Annotated in this window: 15 protein-coding genes; 7 read left to right on the top strand and 8 right to left on the bottom strand. The window is 64.0% G+C overall.

Annotated features, from left to right (window positions below; all coding sequences use genetic code 11):
• Positions 1-8: 8 nt before the first annotated feature.
• Together FFS35_RS03440 and FFS35_RS03445 are read right to left on the bottom strand one after the other, a co-directional pair.
• The gene (locus FFS35_RS03440; RefSeq protein ID WP_137785941.1) at positions 9-731 is read right to left on the bottom strand and encodes a Crp/Fnr family transcriptional regulator; all 723 of its coding nucleotides are present in this window, start codon (positions 729-731) and stop codon (positions 9-11) included.
• A 95-nt stretch (positions 732-826) separates the two neighbouring features.
• Complete coding sequence (locus FFS35_RS03445; protein ID WP_249341429.1) at positions 827-2,563, bottom strand: class I adenylate-forming enzyme family protein; 1,737 nt, start codon at positions 2,561-2,563, stop codon at positions 827-829.
• A 114-nt stretch (positions 2,564-2,677) separates the two neighbouring features.
• Between FFS35_RS03445 and FFS35_RS03450 the strand changes: the two genes are divergently transcribed.
• From FFS35_RS03450 to FFS35_RS03480, 7 genes are all read left to right on the top strand, one after another.
• Entirely contained in the window at positions 2,678-3,901 is a 1,224-nt protein-coding gene (locus FFS35_RS03450) for a serine hydrolase domain-containing protein (protein ID WP_137785720.1), read from the top strand.
• Positions 3,902-3,968: 67 nt separating this feature from the next.
• On the top strand, positions 3,969-5,993 hold the full coding sequence (locus tag FFS35_RS03455) for a 3-hydroxyacyl-CoA dehydrogenase NAD-binding domain-containing protein (protein WP_137785721.1): 2,025 nt from the start codon (positions 3,969-3,971) through the stop codon (positions 5,991-5,993).
• Positions 5,993-7,312, top strand: coding sequence for an amidase family protein (locus FFS35_RS03460; RefSeq protein WP_137785722.1), 1,320 nt, complete (start codon positions 5,993-5,995; stop codon positions 7,310-7,312). The genes FFS35_RS03455 and FFS35_RS03460 overlap by 1 nt, the downstream gene beginning before the upstream one ends.
• The gene (locus FFS35_RS03465; protein WP_137785723.1) at positions 7,312-8,496 is read left to right on the top strand and encodes an acyl-CoA dehydrogenase family protein; all 1,185 of its coding nucleotides are present in this window, start codon (positions 7,312-7,314) and stop codon (positions 8,494-8,496) included. Before FFS35_RS03460 ends, FFS35_RS03465 begins: the two co-directional genes overlap by 1 nt.
• Positions 8,497-8,547: 51 nt before the next feature.
• Positions 8,548-9,675 (top strand): acyl-CoA dehydrogenase family protein, encoded by a 1,128-nt coding sequence (locus tag FFS35_RS03470; protein WP_137785724.1) that lies wholly within the window; start codon positions 8,548-8,550, stop codon positions 9,673-9,675.
• 55 nt (positions 9,676-9,730) lie between these two features.
• Positions 9,731-10,648 (top strand): acyl-CoA thioesterase II, encoded by a 918-nt coding sequence (locus tag FFS35_RS03475; protein ID WP_137785725.1) that lies wholly within the window; start codon positions 9,731-9,733, stop codon positions 10,646-10,648.
• A gap of 26 nt (positions 10,649-10,674) precedes the next feature.
• Positions 10,675-12,498 carry a DUF885 family protein gene (locus FFS35_RS03480; RefSeq protein ID WP_137785726.1) on the top strand — a complete coding sequence of 608 codons (1,824 nt, stop codon included), beginning with the start codon at positions 10,675-10,677 and terminating at the stop codon, positions 12,496-12,498.
• Between the two features lie 70 nt (positions 12,499-12,568).
• Here the strand turns inward: FFS35_RS03480 and FFS35_RS03485 are convergent, their stop codons facing one another.
• The 6 genes from FFS35_RS03485 to FFS35_RS03510 all read right to left on the bottom strand — a co-directional run bounded on the left by FFS35_RS03485 (position 12,569) and on the right by FFS35_RS03510 (position 18,284).
• Positions 12,569-13,078: a nuclear transport factor 2 family protein gene (locus FFS35_RS03485; RefSeq protein WP_137785727.1), complete on the bottom strand. Its 510-nt coding sequence runs from the start codon at positions 13,076-13,078 to the stop codon at positions 12,569-12,571.
• Positions 13,079-13,151: 73 nt separating this feature from the next.
• Positions 13,152-13,952, bottom strand: coding sequence for an SDR family NAD(P)-dependent oxidoreductase (locus FFS35_RS03490; RefSeq protein WP_137785728.1), 801 nt, complete (start codon positions 13,950-13,952; stop codon positions 13,152-13,154).
• Positions 13,953-13,967: 15 nt separating this feature from the next.
• On the bottom strand, positions 13,968-14,747 hold the full coding sequence (locus FFS35_RS03495; protein WP_137785729.1) for an SDR family oxidoreductase: 780 nt from the start codon (positions 14,745-14,747) through the stop codon (positions 13,968-13,970).
• Positions 14,748-14,761: 14 nt separating this feature from the next.
• Positions 14,762-15,748, bottom strand: a complete 987-nt coding sequence (locus FFS35_RS03500) for a phosphotransferase family protein (protein ID WP_137785943.1) — start codon at positions 15,746-15,748, stop codon at positions 14,762-14,764.
• Positions 15,749-15,816: 68 nt separating this feature from the next.
• On the bottom strand, positions 15,817-16,905 hold the full coding sequence (locus FFS35_RS03505; protein ID WP_137785730.1) for a Zn-dependent alcohol dehydrogenase: 1,089 nt from the start codon (positions 16,903-16,905) through the stop codon (positions 15,817-15,819).
• A 71-nt stretch (positions 16,906-16,976) separates the two neighbouring features.
• On the bottom strand, positions 16,977-18,284 hold the full coding sequence (locus FFS35_RS03510; protein ID WP_137785731.1) for an acyl-CoA dehydrogenase family protein: 1,308 nt from the start codon (positions 18,282-18,284) through the stop codon (positions 16,977-16,979).
• Between the last annotated feature and the right edge of the window lie 49 nt (positions 18,285-18,333).

Genomic DNA, 18,333 nt, shown 5'->3' on the forward strand with positions numbered 1-18,333 from the left:
CGGCGCGCTCAGACTTTGTGCCACGGCCCATCTTCCAGATACAGATAATCGGGATCGAACTCGCCGATGCGGGCCAGTCGCGCGAAATCCTGAACGTGCGCATATCCCCGCGCGACTTGCGCGACGCCCTCCTCTCGCAGACGGCGCAACGTGCGGTTGACATGCACGCTCGTCAAACCGCACGCCTCGCCCAGATCCTGTTGCGTCAAGGGAAGAGCGAAGCGACCATCAACCGCGCGGCCGACGCAGGCCATCCGCAAATTCGTTTCGCACAGGAAGTGCGCGACCCGTCCCAACGCATCCAGCCTTCCAATCCGGAAAATCCATTCACGATGGAGCGCGGCATCAAGAATAGTGCTGAACCAGAGAAGCTTCGCGAGGTGCGGCATCGTCGCCATGACGGCGTCGAGTCGCTCATGCGGCACCAGCGCGATTCGCGCTTCGGTCAGGCTTGCGATATCGTGATCGATGTGCCTGGTCGGATAGCCGTGCAGATCGACGAAATCGCCCGGGATCTGATAGGAAACGAGCTGACGATAGCCATCACGCGCATCCATGTAGCGGCAGATGAAGCCATCGATCAGCAAGGTGCTGTTGTGCAGCCTGTCCCCACGACGTGCGATCACATGACGCGGCGGCACGACCACCACCTCTGAAATCACATTTTCCAGCGCCGCTTTTTCCTCGACCGTCAATTCGCTGCGCCGCCGCCCGCGCAGAAAGTCCGTCATGCGGTCCACGCAATTGCTCCCCCGAACGTCATAAAGCTCCCGTTAGCCTCAATGTTTCGCCCTCGAAACCGTTCCGCGGAACACCCCGCTCTTTCTCAAGCAGCCGCACAATCTTCGAACAACGCCTTCAAATCGCGCTTCATGATTTTGCCATTGGCGTTGCGCGGCAAGGTTTCCGCGGTGAAGCGGATCGCCACTGGCACCTTGAAGGCGGCGAGCCGGGCACGCACCCACGCCTGCAACTCCGCCTCGCTCGCGCTAACGCCGGGCGCGAGGTGCACGACGGCCGCAGGCTCCTCGCCGAGCGTGCGGTGCGGCAGGCCGATCACCGCGCAATCCGTGACGGCGGGGTGGGCATAGAGCGCATTCTCAACCTCGCTCGAATAAATGTTCTCGCCGCCCCGGATCACCATATCCTTCGCGCGATCGACAATGAAGCAGAACCCCTCTTCATCCAGCCGCGCAAGATCCCCGGTGCGAACCCACCCGTCCACGAAAGTCGCGGCGGTCGCCTCCGGCTTGTTCCAATAGCCTTTCACGATCATCGGGCCGCGCGCCCACAGTTCGCCGATCTCTCCCGTCGGCAGTTCGCGCGCGGCTTCCGCGTCCATCACCTTCAGGTCTGCGACCGCCACCGGTGGTCCGCAGCTTTCCGGCCGGTTAAGATAGTCCTCTGCGCCATGGGTGGTAACGGTGGCGGTCGTTTCGGTCATGCCCCAGCCGTTGGCGGGCAGCGCCTTCAAATCCGCGGCGATCTTGCGGACCAGCTCGGGCGCGGATGGCGCGCCACCATATCCGATCGTCTCCAGGCTGGAGAGGTCGAAGCGATGTCGATCCGGGTGCTCCAGCAACTGCCAGGCGATCGTGGGAACGCCGCCGGTGGAATTCACCCGCTCGCGTTCGATGATCTCCATCGCGCGCAGCGCCTCGAACTTGCGCATGTAGATCGTGGTGTTTCCCGCCGCCATCGATCCCATGAGACCGGCCGAGAGCGCGGTGGCGTGGAACAACGGAATCACTGTCAGCGCCACCTTCCGGGTGGGCTCCGGCAACGGTTCGCCGCGCCGTATGAACATCCGCGCCATCGCAAAGCCGGTAGAGAGGATATTGGTCATGAAATTGCGGTGCGTCCCGAGTGCCCCTTTCGGATTGCCGGTCGTTCCGCTGGTATAGAGAATCGAGGCATCATCGTCGGGCATGAGATCGGCCTCGGGAAGATCGCGATCCGGGAGAGTGGCCCAGTCGCCGGGCGTGCCGATCACGACCTCCAATCGCTCCGCGCCAGCCAACGGCCCTGCCGCCCGGCTAACGAGCACACGTCGCAGCGCGGGAAGCGCGGCGCGATGCGGCGCGACCCGCGCCCAGCGCTCGTCGTCGGCGATCAGCACCTTCGCGCCCGAGTCGCTCAGACCATAGGCAAGCTCGTCGCTCGTCCACCATGCGTTGAGTGGCACCACGATCGCGCCAATTACCGCGGCCGCGAAGAACCCGATGATCCATTCGGGCAGGTTGCGCATCGCGACCGCCACCCGATCGCCCTTCTCCACGCCATGCGCGCGCAGATCCGCCGCCAGCGTCGCGATCGCACGGAACTGCGCTTCATAGCTGACGCGCTCGTCTTCATAGATCGTCGCCAGTGCCGCGCCGTGCCCGCGTGATAGCCGGACCAGTGCGGCCATATGCGGCGGCGCGTTCTTCCATACGCGGGTGGGCAGGCCGCGAATCGCAACGGTCTGCATTTCAAAACGACTGCCCGGCGCGGTGAGAATCGCCGTCGCCTCCGCCAGCGACACGACCGGCCATGCCGGTAGCGCTGTCGACTGTTTATCCACGGCGATCCTCTCTTACTAGAAAAACGGGTTTGTCCGGTGCGAGGTTAGGATTGATTTCAGCGCCGCTCAAGCGATAGGGCATGAACCCGATTTGAAATAGGGGTATGGATAGGCATGAAGATCGCCAAGCCAGAAAAACTGGGCTTTGACTCAGGCCGGCTCGCCGCGATCGACCGCCTGCTGAAAGAACGCTATCTCGATCCGGGCGAGTTTCCTCACGCCCAATTGCTCATCGCACGCGATGGCGAGATCGCGCATTTCTCGTCGCAGGGAGCGGCGCGCGAGGGCGAGCGGAAAGCGATCGACGAAACGTCGCTTTTCCGCATCGCTTCCATGACCAAGCCGATCACCTCCGTTGCGTTCATGATGCTGGTGGAGGAGGCGAAGGTTGCCCTCGACACACCAGTGCACCACGTGTTGCCGGAACTGAAAAGGGTTGGCGTTTACGCCGGCGGCGGTGCGGGTGTGCCGTTCATGACCCGGCCGACCGACGAACCGATGCGAATGGTCGATCTGCTGCGACACACTGCCGGCTTCACGTATTCCTTCCAGAACCGATCCAATATCGATGCGGCCCATCGTGAACTGAAGCTGGAAAACTGGCACGGTGGCTTCGACCTGGACGGGTTCATAAGCGAACTCGGCAAGCTGCCGCTGGAATTTTCCCCGGGCACGCGCTGGAACTATTCGGTTGCGACAGACGTGCTCGGGTTGGTCGTCCAGCGCGTGTCGGGAATGCCGCTGGAGCGCTTCTTCGAGGAGAGAATATTCAAGCCGCTCAAGATGCACGACACCTTCTTCACCGTGCCGGCTGAAAAGATCGATCGGCTGGTGGACTGCTACACGCTGGTCCCCGGCAAGGGCCGCCAGATGTTCGATCGCGCGAGCGAGAGCATGTGGTCCACGCCGTTCAAATTCATGTCTGGCGGCGGCGGCCTCGTATCTTCCGCGCTAGACTATCACCGCTTCTGCCAGATGTGCCTCAACGGCGGCGAACTGGACGGCGCGCGCATCCTTGGTCTCAAGACGATCGACCTGATGACCCGGAACCACCTGCCCGGTAACGCAGACCTCGCCGCGATGTCCGATTCGCTGTTCAGCGAAACGCAGAATGCCGGCACCGGCTTCGGGCTTGGATTCGCCGTGACGATCGACGTCGCACGATCGATGATGCCGGGATCGGTGGGCGAATATTATTGGGGCGGCATGTTCTCGACCGCCTTCTTCATCGACCCGGTCGAGCGGCTGTCGATGGTTTTTATGACGCAATTGTCCCCCTCGATGATCTACCCGATCCGCCGTGAACTGAAGACGATGATCTATGCCGCGCTGACGTGACCGGCCACCCGCCCTTTCGATTGACGCCCCCGGCGACGGGGGATGCACCAAACTGGAGTATTTTCCCATGACATCACCCGTCCGCACCGAACGCCATGGCGATATCCTTGTCATCATCTCCGATTCTCCGCCGGTGAACGCACTGGGTGCGGCCGTGCGCGACGGGCTGGAAGCGGGCGTGAAGGAGGGAATTGCCGATGCCTCGATCGTCGCGATGGTGTTGCGCTGCGACGGTCGCACCTTCTTCGCGGGGGCCGACATCACCGAGTTCGGCAAGCCGCCGAAGGGCGCATCGCTCCATGAGGTGATCGATATGATGGACGCCTCGTCCAAGCCGATCGTCGCGGCGATCCACGGCACGGCGCTCGGCGGCGGGTGTGAAACGGCGCTCGCCTGCCATTATCGCGTCGCCGTGCCCTCCGCCCAGATCGGCACGCCTGAGGTGAAGCTCGGCCTGCTTCCCGGAGCGGGCGGGACGCAGCGCCTGCCGCGCCTGATCGGCATGAAGGCTGCGCTCCCGATGCTCGCGATCGGCGATCCCGTGCCGGCGAAGAAGGCCGCGGAACTTGGACTGATCGATCGCGTCGTCGGCGAGGACAGCCTTGAGGCAGACGCGATCGCCTTCGCCCGTGAAGTCGCATCGAAGCGCCCGATTCCGCGTATCCGCGACAAGCAGGCGAAGGCGGACCCGGAGGCGATCGCCGAATTCCGCAAGGCCAACGCCCGGAAGTTCCGCGGCTTCGACGCGCCCGAAGCCAATATTCGATGCGCGGAAGCGTCGACCGACCGCCCCTTCGACGAGGGCATGAAATACGAACGCGAAGAGTTCATGAAGCTGATGACCGGCGTCCAGTCCGCCGCGCAGCGCCACATTTTCTTCGCCGAGCGTCAGGCCGCGAAGATCGATGACGTCGATCCCAAGACGCCGCTCCGCCCGATTAACCGCGTCGGCGTGATCGGCGCGGGCACGATGGGCGGCGGGATCAGCATGAATTTCCTCTCGGCCGGCGTGCCGGTCACTATCGTCGAGATGCAGCAGGAAGCGCTAGATCGCGGCATTGGCGTCGTGCGCAAGAATTACGAGGCGTCCGCTGCCAGGGGCCGCATCAAGCCCGACGCGCCGGAAAAGGCGATGGCGCTGCTCACCCCCACGCTCAAGCTCGAAGACCTCAAGGATTGCGACCTCATTATCGAGGCGGTCTATGAGAATATGGATGTGAAGAAGGACATATTCGGCAAGCTCGACAAGATTGCAAAGCCCGGCGCGATCCTGGCGTCGAACACGTCCTACCTCGACGTGAACGAGATCGCCGCGTCCACCGGCAGGCCGGAAGATGTGGTGGGGATGCATTTCTTCTCCCCCGCCAACGTCATGAAGCTGCTGGAGGTGGTGCGCGGCGACAAGACCGCGAAAGACGTGCTCGCCACCGTCATGGCGCTCGCCAAGAAGATTCGGAAAGTCGCGGTGGTCGCTGGCGTCTGCCACGGCTTCATCGGCAACCGCATGCTAGCTCCGCGCCAGATCGAGGCGAACAAACTGCTGATGGAAGGCGCGACGCCGCAGCAGATTGATAAGGTACATGTCGATTTCGGTATGCCGATGGGGCCATTCCAGATGGCCGATCTCGCGGGCGTTGATATCGGCTGGCACCGCGACCCCACCCGCATCGAGAGCATCCGGGACGCGCTCGCCGCCGAGGGCCGCTGGGGGCAGAAGAAGCAGGCCGGCTTCTATGATTACGACGAGAAACGTAACCCCACCCCTTCTGCGCGGGTCGCGGAGATCATCGAGGAATTCCGCCAGAAATCCAACCTGGCGAAGCGCGAGATCACGGATCAGGAAATCGTTGAGCGCACGCTCTACCCAATGGTCAACGAAGGCGCGCTGATCCTGGAGGAGGGAAAGGCGCAGCGCGCGTCGGACATCGACGTGGTATGGATCTATGGCTATGGCTGGCCGGTCTATCGCGGTGGCCCGATGTTCTGGGCGCAGACCGAGGGGCTGAAAAAGGTTGTAACCGGCCTTGAGAAGCATGGCTTCAAGGTCGCCGAAAGCCTCAAGGCAGCTGCCGAGAACGGCAGCCCGTTGTAATGACCGAGCGCTCCGCTCTCCAGACCGCCGCCGCCGTCCGCTCGGGCGAATCCGGCGCGTTGCTCGAAACCGAAGGGGCAATCGCCCGGATCGAGGCGCGCGACGGACCGCTCAACGCGGTGGTGGTGCGAGATTTCGACCGCGCGCGCCATGCGGCGGCGGAACTGGACCAGCGGATCAAGCATGGCTTCGACGCGCCGCTGCTCGGCGTGCCGATGACGATCAAGGAAAGCTATGACCTGGCCGGCCTCAAGACGACATGGGGCTTCACCGAGCATCGCGATTTCACCGCGACGCGCGATGCCGCGCTGGTGCGGCGGCTGAAACGCGCCGGCGCAATCATCCTTGGCAAGACCAACGTGCCCGTCGGCCTGGCGGACGTTCAGTCGACCAATCCGATCTATGGCCGGACGGTCAATCCGCGCGATCATGGCCGCGTAGCCGGCGGCTCGTCCGGCGGCAGCGCGGTGGCGCTCGCGACCGGCATGGTGCCGCTGGAGATCGGCTCCGACATCGGCGGCTCGATCCGCACGCCGGCGGCCTTCAACGGCGTATGGGGATTGAAGCCTACGTTCGGGCTGCTGTCCACCAGCGGCCACAATTTCCCCGGGACGGATGGCGCGCGCGTCGCGCTCAGCGTCTGCGGCCCGATGGCGCGCGATGCTGACGATCTGGCCGCCGCGCTTGACGTGCTCGCCGACCACCCCGTGGCGCCAGCACCTGCCCGCCGGCCAGACGAGTGGCGCATCCTCATTCTCGCCGATCATCCCGAAGCCAGCATCGCGACGGAGATGCGCGCCGCGCTGGAGAAAATCGGCGCGGGGTTTGCCCGTGTCGGCGCAAGCGTGGATTATCGCAGCGGCCTGTTGCCCGATCTGTCGGCGCAGCATCGCCACTACATGCACATGCTGAATATCGCGATGACACGCGGGGCGCCCGATCCGGTGCGCGGCACGCCGACGCTCGCGGAATGGTTTGATCTTGCCGATCATCAGGCGCGCAATGTCCGCAAGTGGCACGAGCTATTCGGTGCTTATGATGCGGTTATCGCGCCGGTCTTCGGCACCACTGCCTTTGCGCACGACGACACGCCCCTGCCAGGGCGCAGGCTGGAGATCGACGGGCGCGACACCGCGTTCGCGACGCAATTCGCCTGGGCCGGCCTTGCCACATTCCCGAACTTGCCTGCCACAAGCGTGCCGGTCGCGATGGGCGCGGGCGGGCTGCCGATCGGCGTGCAGGTGATCGCCGACCGTTATCAGGACCATCTTTCGATCGCCGCCGCGCGCGCGGCGCATGATCTAGTCTGGAGCAAGTGATGAGCGACCTAGAAGAGTTCCGCGCGGAAACGCGCACGTGGCTGGAAGCAAACTGCCCGCCCGAAATGCGCGAGCCGATCCGTACCGAAAAGGATTCGGTGTGGGGCGGCCGAGACCAGGGTGAGATGACGCCCGCGCAGAAGCAGTGGATGGACCGCATGGGCGCGCGCGGCTGGACCGTGCCGGACTGGCCAAAGGAATATGGCGGCGGCGGCCTGAGCGCGGCCGAAACCAAGGTGCTGCGCGAGGAAATGGCGAAGCTGCGCTGTCGCAACCCGCTGTCGTCGTTCGGTATTTCGATGCTCGGGCCGGCGCTGCTCAAATACGGCAATGAAGCGCAGAAGAAGGAGCACCTCCCGAAGATCGCGCGCGGGGAAATCCGCTGGTGCCAGGGCTATTCGGAGCCGAACGCCGGGTCGGACCTCGCCAGCCTCGCCACCAAGGCTGAGGACAAGGGGGATCATTTCCTCGTCAACGGGCAGAAGGTGTGGACCAGCTACGCCGATAAGGCGGACTGGATTTTCTGCCTGGTGCGCACCGATCCCGCGAACAAGCATAACGGGATCAGCTTCGTCCTGTTCGACATGCGGACGCCTGGCGTGTCGACCAAGCCGATCCTGCTGATCTCCGGCTACTCGCCGTTCTGCGAAACTTTCTTCGACAATGTGAAGGTGCCGAAGGAAAATCTCGTCGGCGAACTCAACAAGGGCTGGGACGTCGCGAAATATCTGCTCGGGCATGAACGCGAGATGATATCGGGCATGGGCCTTGGCTCGGGCGGAAAGAACCCGCTGATCGAGGGCGCGCTGGCGACGATCGGCCTGGATCATGATGGCCGCCTCGCCGATCCGCTATTGCGTGCGCAGATCGCGCTGTTCGAGGTACGGGCCAAGGCGTTCGCGGCACAGTCCGAACGTTTCATTGACGAGCTGAAAGCCGGCCGTGCGCATCCCGCCCAGCCGTCGATGATGAAATATTACGGGACCGAGCTGAACAAGTCGCGGCATGAACTGATGATGGCCGCGGGCGGCTCGGACGAGCTGGAATGGGAAAGCGATCGCTCCTCGAACGGCCATGAAGCGCGGGCCTGGTTGCGCACGAAGGCCAATTCGATCGAGGGCGGCACGTCCGAAGTGCAGCTTAACATCATCGCAAAGCGCATTCTGAACCTGCCGGGCGCGTAAGCCGAGAAGACATCAAGCGATTCCGGCCAGGCCGGAACGAGGGAGAATCAAATGCCGCTTTTCCTGAATGACGAGCAGACGATGCTGCGCGACACCGCGAAGGATTTCGTCGCCGAGAATGCCCCTGTCAGCCACATGCGCAAGCTGCGCGATACCAAGGACACGACCGGATTCAGCCGCGATCTGTGGCGACAATTCGCCGAGATGGGCTTCACCGGCATCCTCATCGAGGAGGATCGCGGCGGCCTTGGCCTCGGTCATGTCGAGGCGGGTGTGGTGCTGGAGGAAATTGGTCGCAACCTCTCGCCGTCACCATTTCTGTCCACCGCCGTCGCCGCCGTTGAGGCGCTCAAGGGCACCGGCCATGCCGAACGCTGGTATCCCGGTATCCTGAAAGGCGAGACCGTCGCCGCACTCGCGATCGATGAAGGCGCCAAACACCGCGCAAGCGTCGGCCTGAAGGCGGAGCGCGCGGGTAACGGCTTCCGGTTGACGGGCAAGAAGCAGTTCGTCACGCACGGGCACATCGCTGACCTCTTGATCGTCGCCGCACGCACCGCGGGATCGGCCAATGACGACGCCGGCGTCACCCTGTTCGCGGTGCCGAAGGACGCCGCGAAAATGACTGTCACGCCAGAGCGGCTGGCCGATTCGAGCATCGCCGCGCGAATCGACTTGGATGGTTTGGAACTGGATGCCGATGCGGTGATCGGCGAGGTCGATGCCGGCCGTGCGCCGCTCGATCGGCTGCTTCGTGCCGGCCGCACCGGCGCAGCCGCAGAGATGCTGGGGGTCGGCGCGGGCGCGATGGATATGACCGTCAACTATCTCAAGGAGCGCAAGCAGTTCGGCACGCTGATCGGCAGCTTCCAGGCGCTCCAGCATCGCGCAGCGCATCTGTATAGCGAGATGGAGGTGGCGCGCGCCGCCGTGCTGAAGGCACAGCAACTGCTCGATGCGGGCGACGCGAAGGCAGATACCGCCGTCTCGATCGCCAAGGCGATGACGGGTGTCGCGACGATGCTCAGCGTACAGGAAGGCGTGCAGATGCATGGCGGCATCGGCATGACCGACGAATATGACATCGGCTTCTACATGAAGCGCCAACGGGTGCTCGCCGAGATGTTCGGCGATGCCAACTTCCACGCCGATCTGATCGCACGCGCCGCAGGCTATTGATGTAGCGCGCGCATCCCGGCCTTGCCCAAGGGCTCCTGCTTCTTCTACCGAAACGATGAAAAGGCAGGAGCCGAACAGCGTGTCAGAGAATCCCCCGCCCACCGCAGAAGAACTCACCGCCGATCTCGTCGATCTGCTGGATGTCGAGGAAATCGATACCGACCTTTATCGCGGGCGCCGGTCGCGTGGCGGCGTGGGCCGCGTATTCGGCGGACAGGTGATCGCGCAGGCGTTGCAGGCGGCGCAGCGCTCGACCGATGCGCCCAAGACGGCGCACTCCCTCCACGCCTATTTCATGCGCGCGGGCGACGAGAATTACCCTATCATCTATCGCGTCGTGCGCGATTTCGAGGGACGCAGCTTCGCTACCCGCCGTGTCATCGCAATGCAGCGCGGCGCGCCGATCCTGAACATGGCGGCGTCTTTCCAGGTGCCGGAGCAGGGCTTCCATCATCAGGATGCGATGCCCGACGTTCCTCCACCCGAATCGCTGGAAAGCGAAGCGCAGATCCGTGCGCGCGAAAGCGTGAACATCGACGAGAAGTTTCGTCGCCAGCTCACTCGTCCGCGCCCAATCGAGATTCGGCCAGCCTATCCCCGCAAATGGTTCGAGCCGACGCCAACCGCGCCGATCCAGCATAGCTGGTTCCGTGTCGTCGCGCCGATCGGCGACGATCAGGCGATGCATCGCGCGATCCTCTCCTACGCGTCGGATATGTCGCTGCTTGGCACCTGTATGCTCCCGCATGGGGTGAACTGGACGACGCCGGGCTTCCAGACCGCCAGCCTCGATCACGCGATCTGGCTGCACGAGGATTTCCGCGCCGATGACTGGCTGCTTTACGCAACCGACAGCCCGTGGGCGGGCCATGCACGAGGGATGAACCGTGGCCAGATCTTCACGCGCGATGGCCGGCTGGTCGCCACCGTCGCGCAGGAAGGGCTGATCCGCCAGCGCACGCCCCGCGCGTGAGTTACCAAGCCAACAGAGGACATCCTATGCAGCTCGATCGTCGCGGTTTCGTCACGGCCGCCGCCGCGCTCGGCGCAACTGCCGCCCTTCCCGTCCGCGCCGGCGCTGCAACCGCGCCAGGTGACGCGCCCGCCATGGACCTGCTGGGTCGCCACGCCGAACAACTATTGCTCGCCTACCCCGAGAATGCGGCGATGCTGGGTATCGACACCGGCAAGCGTGCACCGCTCAAATCCATGCTGTCGGATCACAGCGCAGCAGCTGAGGCGCAGCGCCGGGCGGATGCCACCAGCCGCCTCGCCGAGCTGCGCGCCATCGATCAGACCCGCCTCTCCCCCGTCGTCACCACGCATGTCGAGACCGCCACCGTCGCGTACGAGATCGCGCTCGACGGCTGGCGGCGGATGCCGGTGGGCGATATGGCGTTCCTATCCGCCAACGGCTTCCGCTCGACACCGTATATCGTCAGTCAGGGCAATGGGGCATTCGTCGACGTGCCGGATATGCTGGAAAACAAGCATCAGGTCGCCTCGATCGCCGATGCGGAAGCGTATCTCGCCCGGATGCGCGCCTATGCCAAGGAGCTGCGCGACGAGACCGAGCGGCTGAAGGCCGACGCGGCAAAGGGCGTTTATCTGCCGGACTTCCTCAACGACATCACCGCGCGTCAGTTGCGCGCCGGCGCGGAGAAGCCCGGTGCGTGGTCGATCGTCACGGGGCTTGGCGAGAAGGCACGCGCCGCGCATCTAAGCGGCGATTGGGCCGCCCGCGCCGCGCGCATCGCGGAGCGGGAGATCGCCCCGGCACTTGCCGCGCAGGCCGACGCCCTCGTCGCGCTCCGCCCGAAAGCACCGGATGTGGCGGGCATGTGGCAGGTTCCTGATGCGGAAAACATCTACGGCTGGCTTGCCGAGGCCGGCACCACCACCAAGCGTACGCCAGAGGAAATCCACGCCGCCGGGCTGGAACAGTGCAAGGCGCTTGCGGCGGAGATGGACCCGCTGCTTCGCGCGCAGGGTCTGACGCAGGGGACTGCCGGCGAGCGGCTCACCCAACTCGGAAAACGGCCCGACCTGCTTTTCGCGAACACCGACGCCGGCCGCGCCGCGCTTCTCGCCTATCTCAACACCGTCGTCGCCAAGGTGCGCCCGCTGATGCCCAAGGCGTTCGGCAAGCTCGTGCACGGCAACCTGAACATCAAGCGCGTGCCGCCCGCGATCCAGGATGGCGCGCCCAACGGCTATGCCGGCGCCGGTTCGATGGACGGCAAGATCCCGGGCACCTACTATATCAACTTGCGCGACACCGGCATCTGGCCGCGTTATTCCCTGCCCACGCTCACCTTCCATGAGGGGATTCCAGGGCATATCTGGCAGGGTGAATATACTTTTGATCTGCCGCTGATCCGCACATTGCTTAGCTTCAACGCTTATTCCGAAGGCTGGGGGCTCTACGCCGAGCAGATCGCGGACGAGACCGGCTTCTACGCCGACGATCCGCTCGGTCGAATCGGCTATCTCCAGTCCATGAACTTCCGGGCCGCGCGGCTTGTCGCTGATACCGGGCTCCACCACAAACGCTGGACGATGGATCAGGCGATGCAATGGTTCATGGCCACCACCGGCTTCACTGCCAGCCAGGCGCGATCCGAGCTCAACCGCTATTGCACCTGGCCGGGGCAGGCGCTCGGCTACAAGACCGGCCACAACGAGATCAACCGCCTGCGAGACGCGGCCAGAGCCAAGCTGGGGACGCGCTTCGACGTGCGCGGTTTCAACGACGCGGTGGTGCAGACGGGCGGCGTGCCGCTAGGCGTACTGGCGAAGGTGGTGGATCGCTGGGCGGTGTAGGTGGACGAGAGGGTGGTCGGGGGGCGATAGCCGCCGAAACGCTCGATTGCGGCCGTTCCAAAATACCGAGCTACAGTGCCGGAGGTGTTTCAACCGTGGAAACAACGCGCCAGCGCTGGCCTCGTTTTACCCAGGTGTCCACGCCAGCCAGGTGGCCAGCCTTCACCGCCGCATCTGGATCGGTCCACGATTCCTGCCATGAAACAACCGCAGTGTTGTCAAAAAACCGGACTTCCGCACGATCGAGCCTTGCCGTTGCACGCCGTCTATCGCGACGGACCGCTTCGATAAACTCAGCGCCGGACCGCACTTTGCCATCGGACGACACCCAAAGTGCTCGTCGATCGAGATTGCGCCGCAGGGGTTCCGGGTCCGCCGTCGTGAGCATGTCTGTGAACGCCCTGGTAGCGGCAAGAAGGAAAGCACAACTCTCCGTGTCCGCTCCATCACAACGCAAGGAGTGATCGGCCTGCGCGCCGACCGGTGCCGACGCGAGGATCGCCGACACAGAAAACAACGTTGCAAAAAAGCTCGCCATCTTCAGAGCCTTGCGCACGAACTGGTCCAGGATTTTCGGCACTTTATGGGCTTCTGCCGCTCAAGACCGCCATCGACGCTGTTTCGGGTTATCCGGGCAGGCGGGTCAGCCCGCCCTAAACAGCCGTCCGCCCATATTCCTGCTTGGTAACCGGATGGCTGGAAGACAAGCCGCCATCCACCGCGATCGCCTGCCCGTTGACGTAACTGGCGTCATCGGAAGCGAGGAACAGCGCCACCTTCGCGAGTTCATCCGGCTGCGCGCCGCGGCGCAACGGGTTCAGACGGCCAACGCGATCCATCTTTCCCGCATCGCGCGCATAATCGAAGGTCGGTTTGGTCATGCCCGTCTCGGTAAGGCCGGGGCAGATCGCGTTGACCCGCACGTTCGATCCCGCAAGCTGCTGCGCGGAAACCTGCGCGAGATTGATGACACCCGCCTTTGACGCGGAATAGGCCGGCGATCCCGCGCCGGAGCGGATGCCGGCCACGCTGGCGGTGAGGACGATAGCGCCCCTGCCGCGTTCGGCGATGCGGGGTGCGGCATGCTTTATCGCCAGATACGGGCCGATCAGATTGACGCGCAACACCTCGGTGATGAGCGACACATCTGTGTCGAAGATATTCGCCATCCCTCCCGAGATGCCGGCATTGGCGAACATTACGTCGAGCCCGCCATAGCGATCGACAGCGAGCGCGATCGTCCGGATCACATCGTCCTCGGCCCCTGCGTCCATACGGATCGCCTCCGCCATCCCGCCCGCATCGCAAATCGCCCGCGCGGTTTCCTCGACGCTGTCAGACACGTCCGCGACGATCACCTTGCCGCCTTCCGCCGCAAACAATGTCGCGGCTGCGCGGCCGATGCCGGAGCCCGCGCCGGTGACGATGATCGACTTGCCGGTGAACCTGCTCATCCCCGCACTCTCCTCTTAAATCGTAACGCCGCCGTCGATTACCATCACCTGCCCGGTCATGAAGCCGCTCGCCTTCGACGCGAGATAGACGACCGCGCCCGCGATCTCTTCCGGCTCGCCGATACGGCGTAGCGGCGTGGTGCGATTGCGCTCCGCCACTGCCGCCTCATCCTCCCACAGCGCCTTGGCGAAATCGGTTTTGATAAGGCCCGGCGCGATGCAGTTCACGCGGATGCCGTGCTTGCCGTATTCATGCGCCAGATTGCGCGCGAGCTGCATATCGGCTGCCTTTGAGATGCAGTAAGCACCGATGATCGGTGATCCGCGCAGCCCGCCGATAGACGAGACGATCACGATCGACCCCCCCTCGTCACCTCTGGCGCCCCGCTCCTTCATTTCGGGCGCGACCATGGTGATGAGCCAGTGATTCGACACGATGTTGTTGTCCAGGATCTTGCGGAACTGTTCGTCCGCGATCCCTTCCTGCGGCCCGTAATAGGGATTGGACGCGGCGTTGCAGACCAGGCAGTCGATCCGCCCGAAAGCGCGCCGCGTCTCGTCAACCAGATGCTGGAGCCCCGCCTTGTCGGAGATGTTGGCGGCGACCGCGATCGCCGTGCCCGCGCCGAAACGCGCGTCGATCTCGGACGCTACCGCATCGCAGGCATCCTGCTTGCGGCTGGATATCACCACCTTGGCCCCCTGCTCAGCACAGGCGATGGCGGACGCCTTGCCGATCCCGCGCGAGGAACCGGTGATGAGCACGACCTTGCCGGTCAGATCGAACAGCGACATCTCAGTACCTCCAATTATGCCCCGGCCTTGACTGCGAACGCCCAGGCGGCATCGGCCAGCAGCGGCACCCGCGCGCTGGACGCCTCTGCATTCGCATTGGAGGCTGTACCGATCAGGAAGCGCTTCTTGATCCCCTGCACGATCGAGGCAAGGCGGAAGAGATTGAACGCGATATACCAGTTAAGGTCCGGCAATCCCTCTGGTCGCCCGGTCTTTTCACAATAGCGTGCGACAACCTCTTCGATGGTCGGGATCCCCGTCGCCTCCCCTGTCAGCCCCATCACGCCGGAGCGCCCCTCTGGCTCCGTTACCCAGGAGATGAGGAAATAGGAGAGGTCCGCGATCGGATCCCCCAAGGTGCACAGCTCCCAATCCAGCACAGCTGTCACGCGTGGCTCCAGCCCAGGCGCGAACTTCATGTTATCGCAACGATAGTCGCCGTGCACGATCGACGTGCGCGTCTGCGGCGGCAACGTGCGGGGCAGAAATTCGATCAGCTGCTCCATCGATTGCATATGCTCGGTTTCAGCGCCGCGATATTGCTTGGTCCAGCGCGACACCTGCCGCTCAAAGTAATTGCCGGGGCGTCCGAAGGTCTCGAGCCCCGCGGCGACGTGATCGACGTTGTGCAGCGCCGCCAGCGTATCGATCATCGCGTTGTAATGCGCGCGCCGCGTGTCGGAATCCATGCCGGGGAACGCGCCGTCCCAGATCGTCCGCCCCTCGACCATTTCCATGACGTAAAAGGCCGATCCGATCACCGCATCGTCTTCGCAAAGGCCGAACGGGCGCGGCACCGGAAAGCCGGTGGGGTGAAGCCCCGCGATGACGCGATATTCGCGGTCCACCGCATGCGCCGAAGGAAGCAGATCCCCCATCGGCTTGCGCCGCAACACATAATCGCGCCCCGGCGTGGAAAGCTTGTAGGTGGGGTTCGACTGGCCGCCCGCAAACTTGGCATAGCTCAGCGGGCCAGCGTAATCCGGCACGTTGTCGGCCATCCAAACGGAGAGGCGACCGGTATCAAGGCGATCTCGATCGGCGATCTCTTCCTGCAGGCTCGCGTCACTCACTGGTCGAACACGATCACGCTGCGGGTGGAATCGCCCTTGCGGAGTTCGTCGAATGCGTCGTTAATCCGCGCGAGCGGCAGCCGCTCGGCGATGATCGTGTCGAGATCGAGCAGGCCGCGCTGGTAGAAATTCACCAGACGCGGAATATCGACCGGGAAGCGGTTGTATCCCATGATCCCACCTTGCAGGCGCTTGCCCGACAGCAAGTCCATCGCCGACAGGCCGACCTTGTCGCCGAGCGGCATCATGCCAAGGATAGTCGCGGTGCCACCACGCCGCAGCACCTTCACCGAGGTTTCCGCCGATTGCGGGCGGCCAACCGCCTCGATTGCATGGTGGACGCCGCCCTTTGTCAGCTCGATCACCTCGGCGACCGTATTGTCCGCGAGCGGGTCATAGCTGTGCGTGGCGCCCAGCTTCTCCGCGATGGCGCGCTTTTCCGGCACGGGATCGAGCGCGATGATCTTGCCCGCGCCGGCGATCTTCGCGGCATTCACCGCTGCCAGGCCAATGCCGCCGCACCCGACGACGCATACGGTCTCGCCCGGCGATACATCCGTCGTGTTGAACACCGCGCCCGCCCCGGTCGTCACCGCGCAGCCGATCAGCGCGGCGCGATCGAGCGGCATGTCCCGATCGATCGCGACACAGGCATGCTCGTGCACCAGCATCATCTCGGCATAGGCCGAAAGGTTGAGCATCTGATTGACCGGGTCGCCATTCGCCAGCCGCAGCCGCGGCTCCGATCCAGCAGCACGACGCGTCTCTGCACCAAGACAGAGGTACATCCGCCCCGTCACGCAGAATTCGCAATGTCCGCAGAACACCGACAAGCAGGTTACGACATGATCGCCCGGCTTCACCGTTCGCACTTCGTCACCCACCGCCTCGACGATACCTGCCGCCTCATGGCCCGGAACGCCGGGCAGCGGATGCGGATAGGCGCCATCGACGAAATGCAGATCGGAGCGGCACACGCCGCACGCCAGGGTGCGGATCAACACCTCGTGCGCGCCAGGTTTGGAAACGACCACATCGGTCACTTCCAGCGGCTTCTTTGCTTCGAACAATACGGCGGCCTTCATGCGCCTCTCCTGTCTGGTTCCGTCGCCCCGGCCGCGACCGGGGCGTTACATTTCATCATTTATGCGGCCGATCAGCGCGAAACGCCGATATCCCCACTCGATACCTCGCTGCCGCCATGCGCCGCCGGGCGCTCCGCTTTCCAGTCGGCATATTTGCCGAACTCGTCGCGGGCGATCGTGCGGGCGTGCACCTCATCCGGCCCGTCCGCGAGCCGCAAGGTGCGCATCGCGGCCCAGGCATGAGCCAACCCGAAATCCTCCGCCACGCCGCCGCCGCCATGGGCCTGCACCGCATCGTCCAGGATCTGCAACGCCATGTTGGGCGCATAAACCTTGATCATCGCGATCTCCAGCTTCGCAGCCTTGTTGCCTGCCTTGTCCATCATGTCGGCGGCCTTGAGGCACAGCAGGCGCGTCATCTCAATATCGATGCGGGCGCGGGCGACGCGCTGTTCCCATACGCTGTGATCCGACAATCGCTTGCCGAATGCGACCCGGCTCACGAGCCGCCTGGCCATCTTCTCGATGCCGACTTCGGCGACGCCGATCGAGCGCATGCAATGGTGGATACGCCCCGGCCCGAGCCGGCCCTGCGCGATCTCGAACCCGCGCCCCTCGCCCAGCAACAGGTTCTCCACCGGCACGCGGACGTTGGTGAACGTCACTTCGCCGTGGCCGTGCGGCGCATGGTCATAGCCATAGACGGACAGCATCCGCTCGATCTTCACACCCGGCGTGTCCATCGGCACGAGAATCTGGCTCTGCTGCTGGTGGCGCGAACCCTCGAAACTGGTCTTGCCCATCAGAATGCCGATCTTGCAACGCGGATCGCCGACGCCTGAAGACCACCATTTGCGGCCGTTGATGACATAATGATCGCCGTCGCGCTCGATCCGGGTCTCGATATTGGTGGCGTCGGAAGAGGCGACCTGCGGCTCGGTCATCAGGAAGACGGACCGTATTTCACCGTTCATCAGCGGGCGGAGCCACTGCTCCTTCTGCTCGCGCGTGCCGTAGCGGTGAAGAACTTCCATGTTGCCGGTATCGGGCGCCGAGCAATTGAAGCATTCGCTCGCCCAGCCGATCTTGCCCATCTCCTCGGCGCACAGCGCATATTCGAGATTGGTGAGCTGCGTCCCCTCGAACTCGAACGTGTCGTCAACATGATGCTGGCCGGAATGCGGCGGCATGAAGAAATTCCACAGGCCGGCCTCCTTGGCCTTGGCCTTCACTTCCTCGATTACCGGGATCACCTTCCACGGATCGCCTTCATGATGCTGGCGATCGTACTCGGCCTGCCGCGGGCGGATATGCTGATCAATGAAATCGCGTACCCGGTCCCGGAAATAGGTTTCGCGCTCGCTCAGCGTGAAGTCCATCACATCCCTCCAAAGCCTGTTTCGCAGTGGCTCTAAACCGTACCCATCT

The organism is Sphingomonas sp. 3P27F8 (assembly GCF_005502745.1).
In the GTDB taxonomy this organism is placed as follows: domain Bacteria; phylum Pseudomonadota; class Alphaproteobacteria; order Sphingomonadales; family Sphingomonadaceae; genus Sphingomonas.

Bases quoted from the DNA above. Each gene is read 5' to 3' on its own strand.
- FFS35_RS03465 (WP_137785723.1), top strand. From the start codon at position 7,312: ATGAGCGACCTAGAAGAGTTCCGCGCGGAAACGCGCACGTGGCTGGAA.
- FFS35_RS03510 (WP_137785731.1), bottom strand. From the start codon at position 18,284: ATGGACTTCACGCTGAGCGAGCGCGAAACCTATTTCCGGGACCGGGTA.
- FFS35_RS03475 (WP_137785725.1), top strand. From the start codon at position 9,731: ATGAAAAGGCAGGAGCCGAACAGCGTGTCAGAGAATCCCCCGCCCACC.
- FFS35_RS03455 (WP_137785721.1), top strand. From the start codon at position 3,969: ATGACATCACCCGTCCGCACCGAACGCCATGGCGATATCCTTGTCATC.
- FFS35_RS03505 (WP_137785730.1), bottom strand. From the start codon at position 16,905: ATGAAGGCCGCCGTATTGTTCGAAGCAAAGAAGCCGCTGGAAGTGACC.
- FFS35_RS03490 (WP_137785728.1), bottom strand. From the start codon at position 13,952: ATGAGCAGGTTCACCGGCAAGTCGATCATCGTCACCGGCGCGGGCTCC.
- FFS35_RS03500 (WP_137785943.1), bottom strand. From the start codon at position 15,748: ATGGCCGACAACGTGCCGGATTACGCTGGCCCGCTGAGCTATGCCAAG.
- FFS35_RS03470 (WP_137785724.1), top strand. From the start codon at position 8,548: ATGCCGCTTTTCCTGAATGACGAGCAGACGATGCTGCGCGACACCGCG.
- FFS35_RS03450 (WP_137785720.1), top strand. From the start codon at position 2,678: ATGAAGATCGCCAAGCCAGAAAAACTGGGCTTTGACTCAGGCCGGCTC.
- FFS35_RS03440 (WP_137785941.1), bottom strand. From the start codon at position 731: ATGACGGACTTTCTGCGCGGGCGGCGGCGCAGCGAATTGACGGTCGAG.
- FFS35_RS03495 (WP_137785729.1), bottom strand. From the start codon at position 14,747: ATGTCGCTGTTCGATCTGACCGGCAAGGTCGTGCTCATCACCGGTTCC.
- FFS35_RS03460 (WP_137785722.1), top strand. From the start codon at position 5,993: ATGACCGAGCGCTCCGCTCTCCAGACCGCCGCCGCCGTCCGCTCGGGC.
- FFS35_RS03480 (WP_137785726.1), top strand. From the start codon at position 10,675: ATGCAGCTCGATCGTCGCGGTTTCGTCACGGCCGCCGCCGCGCTCGGC.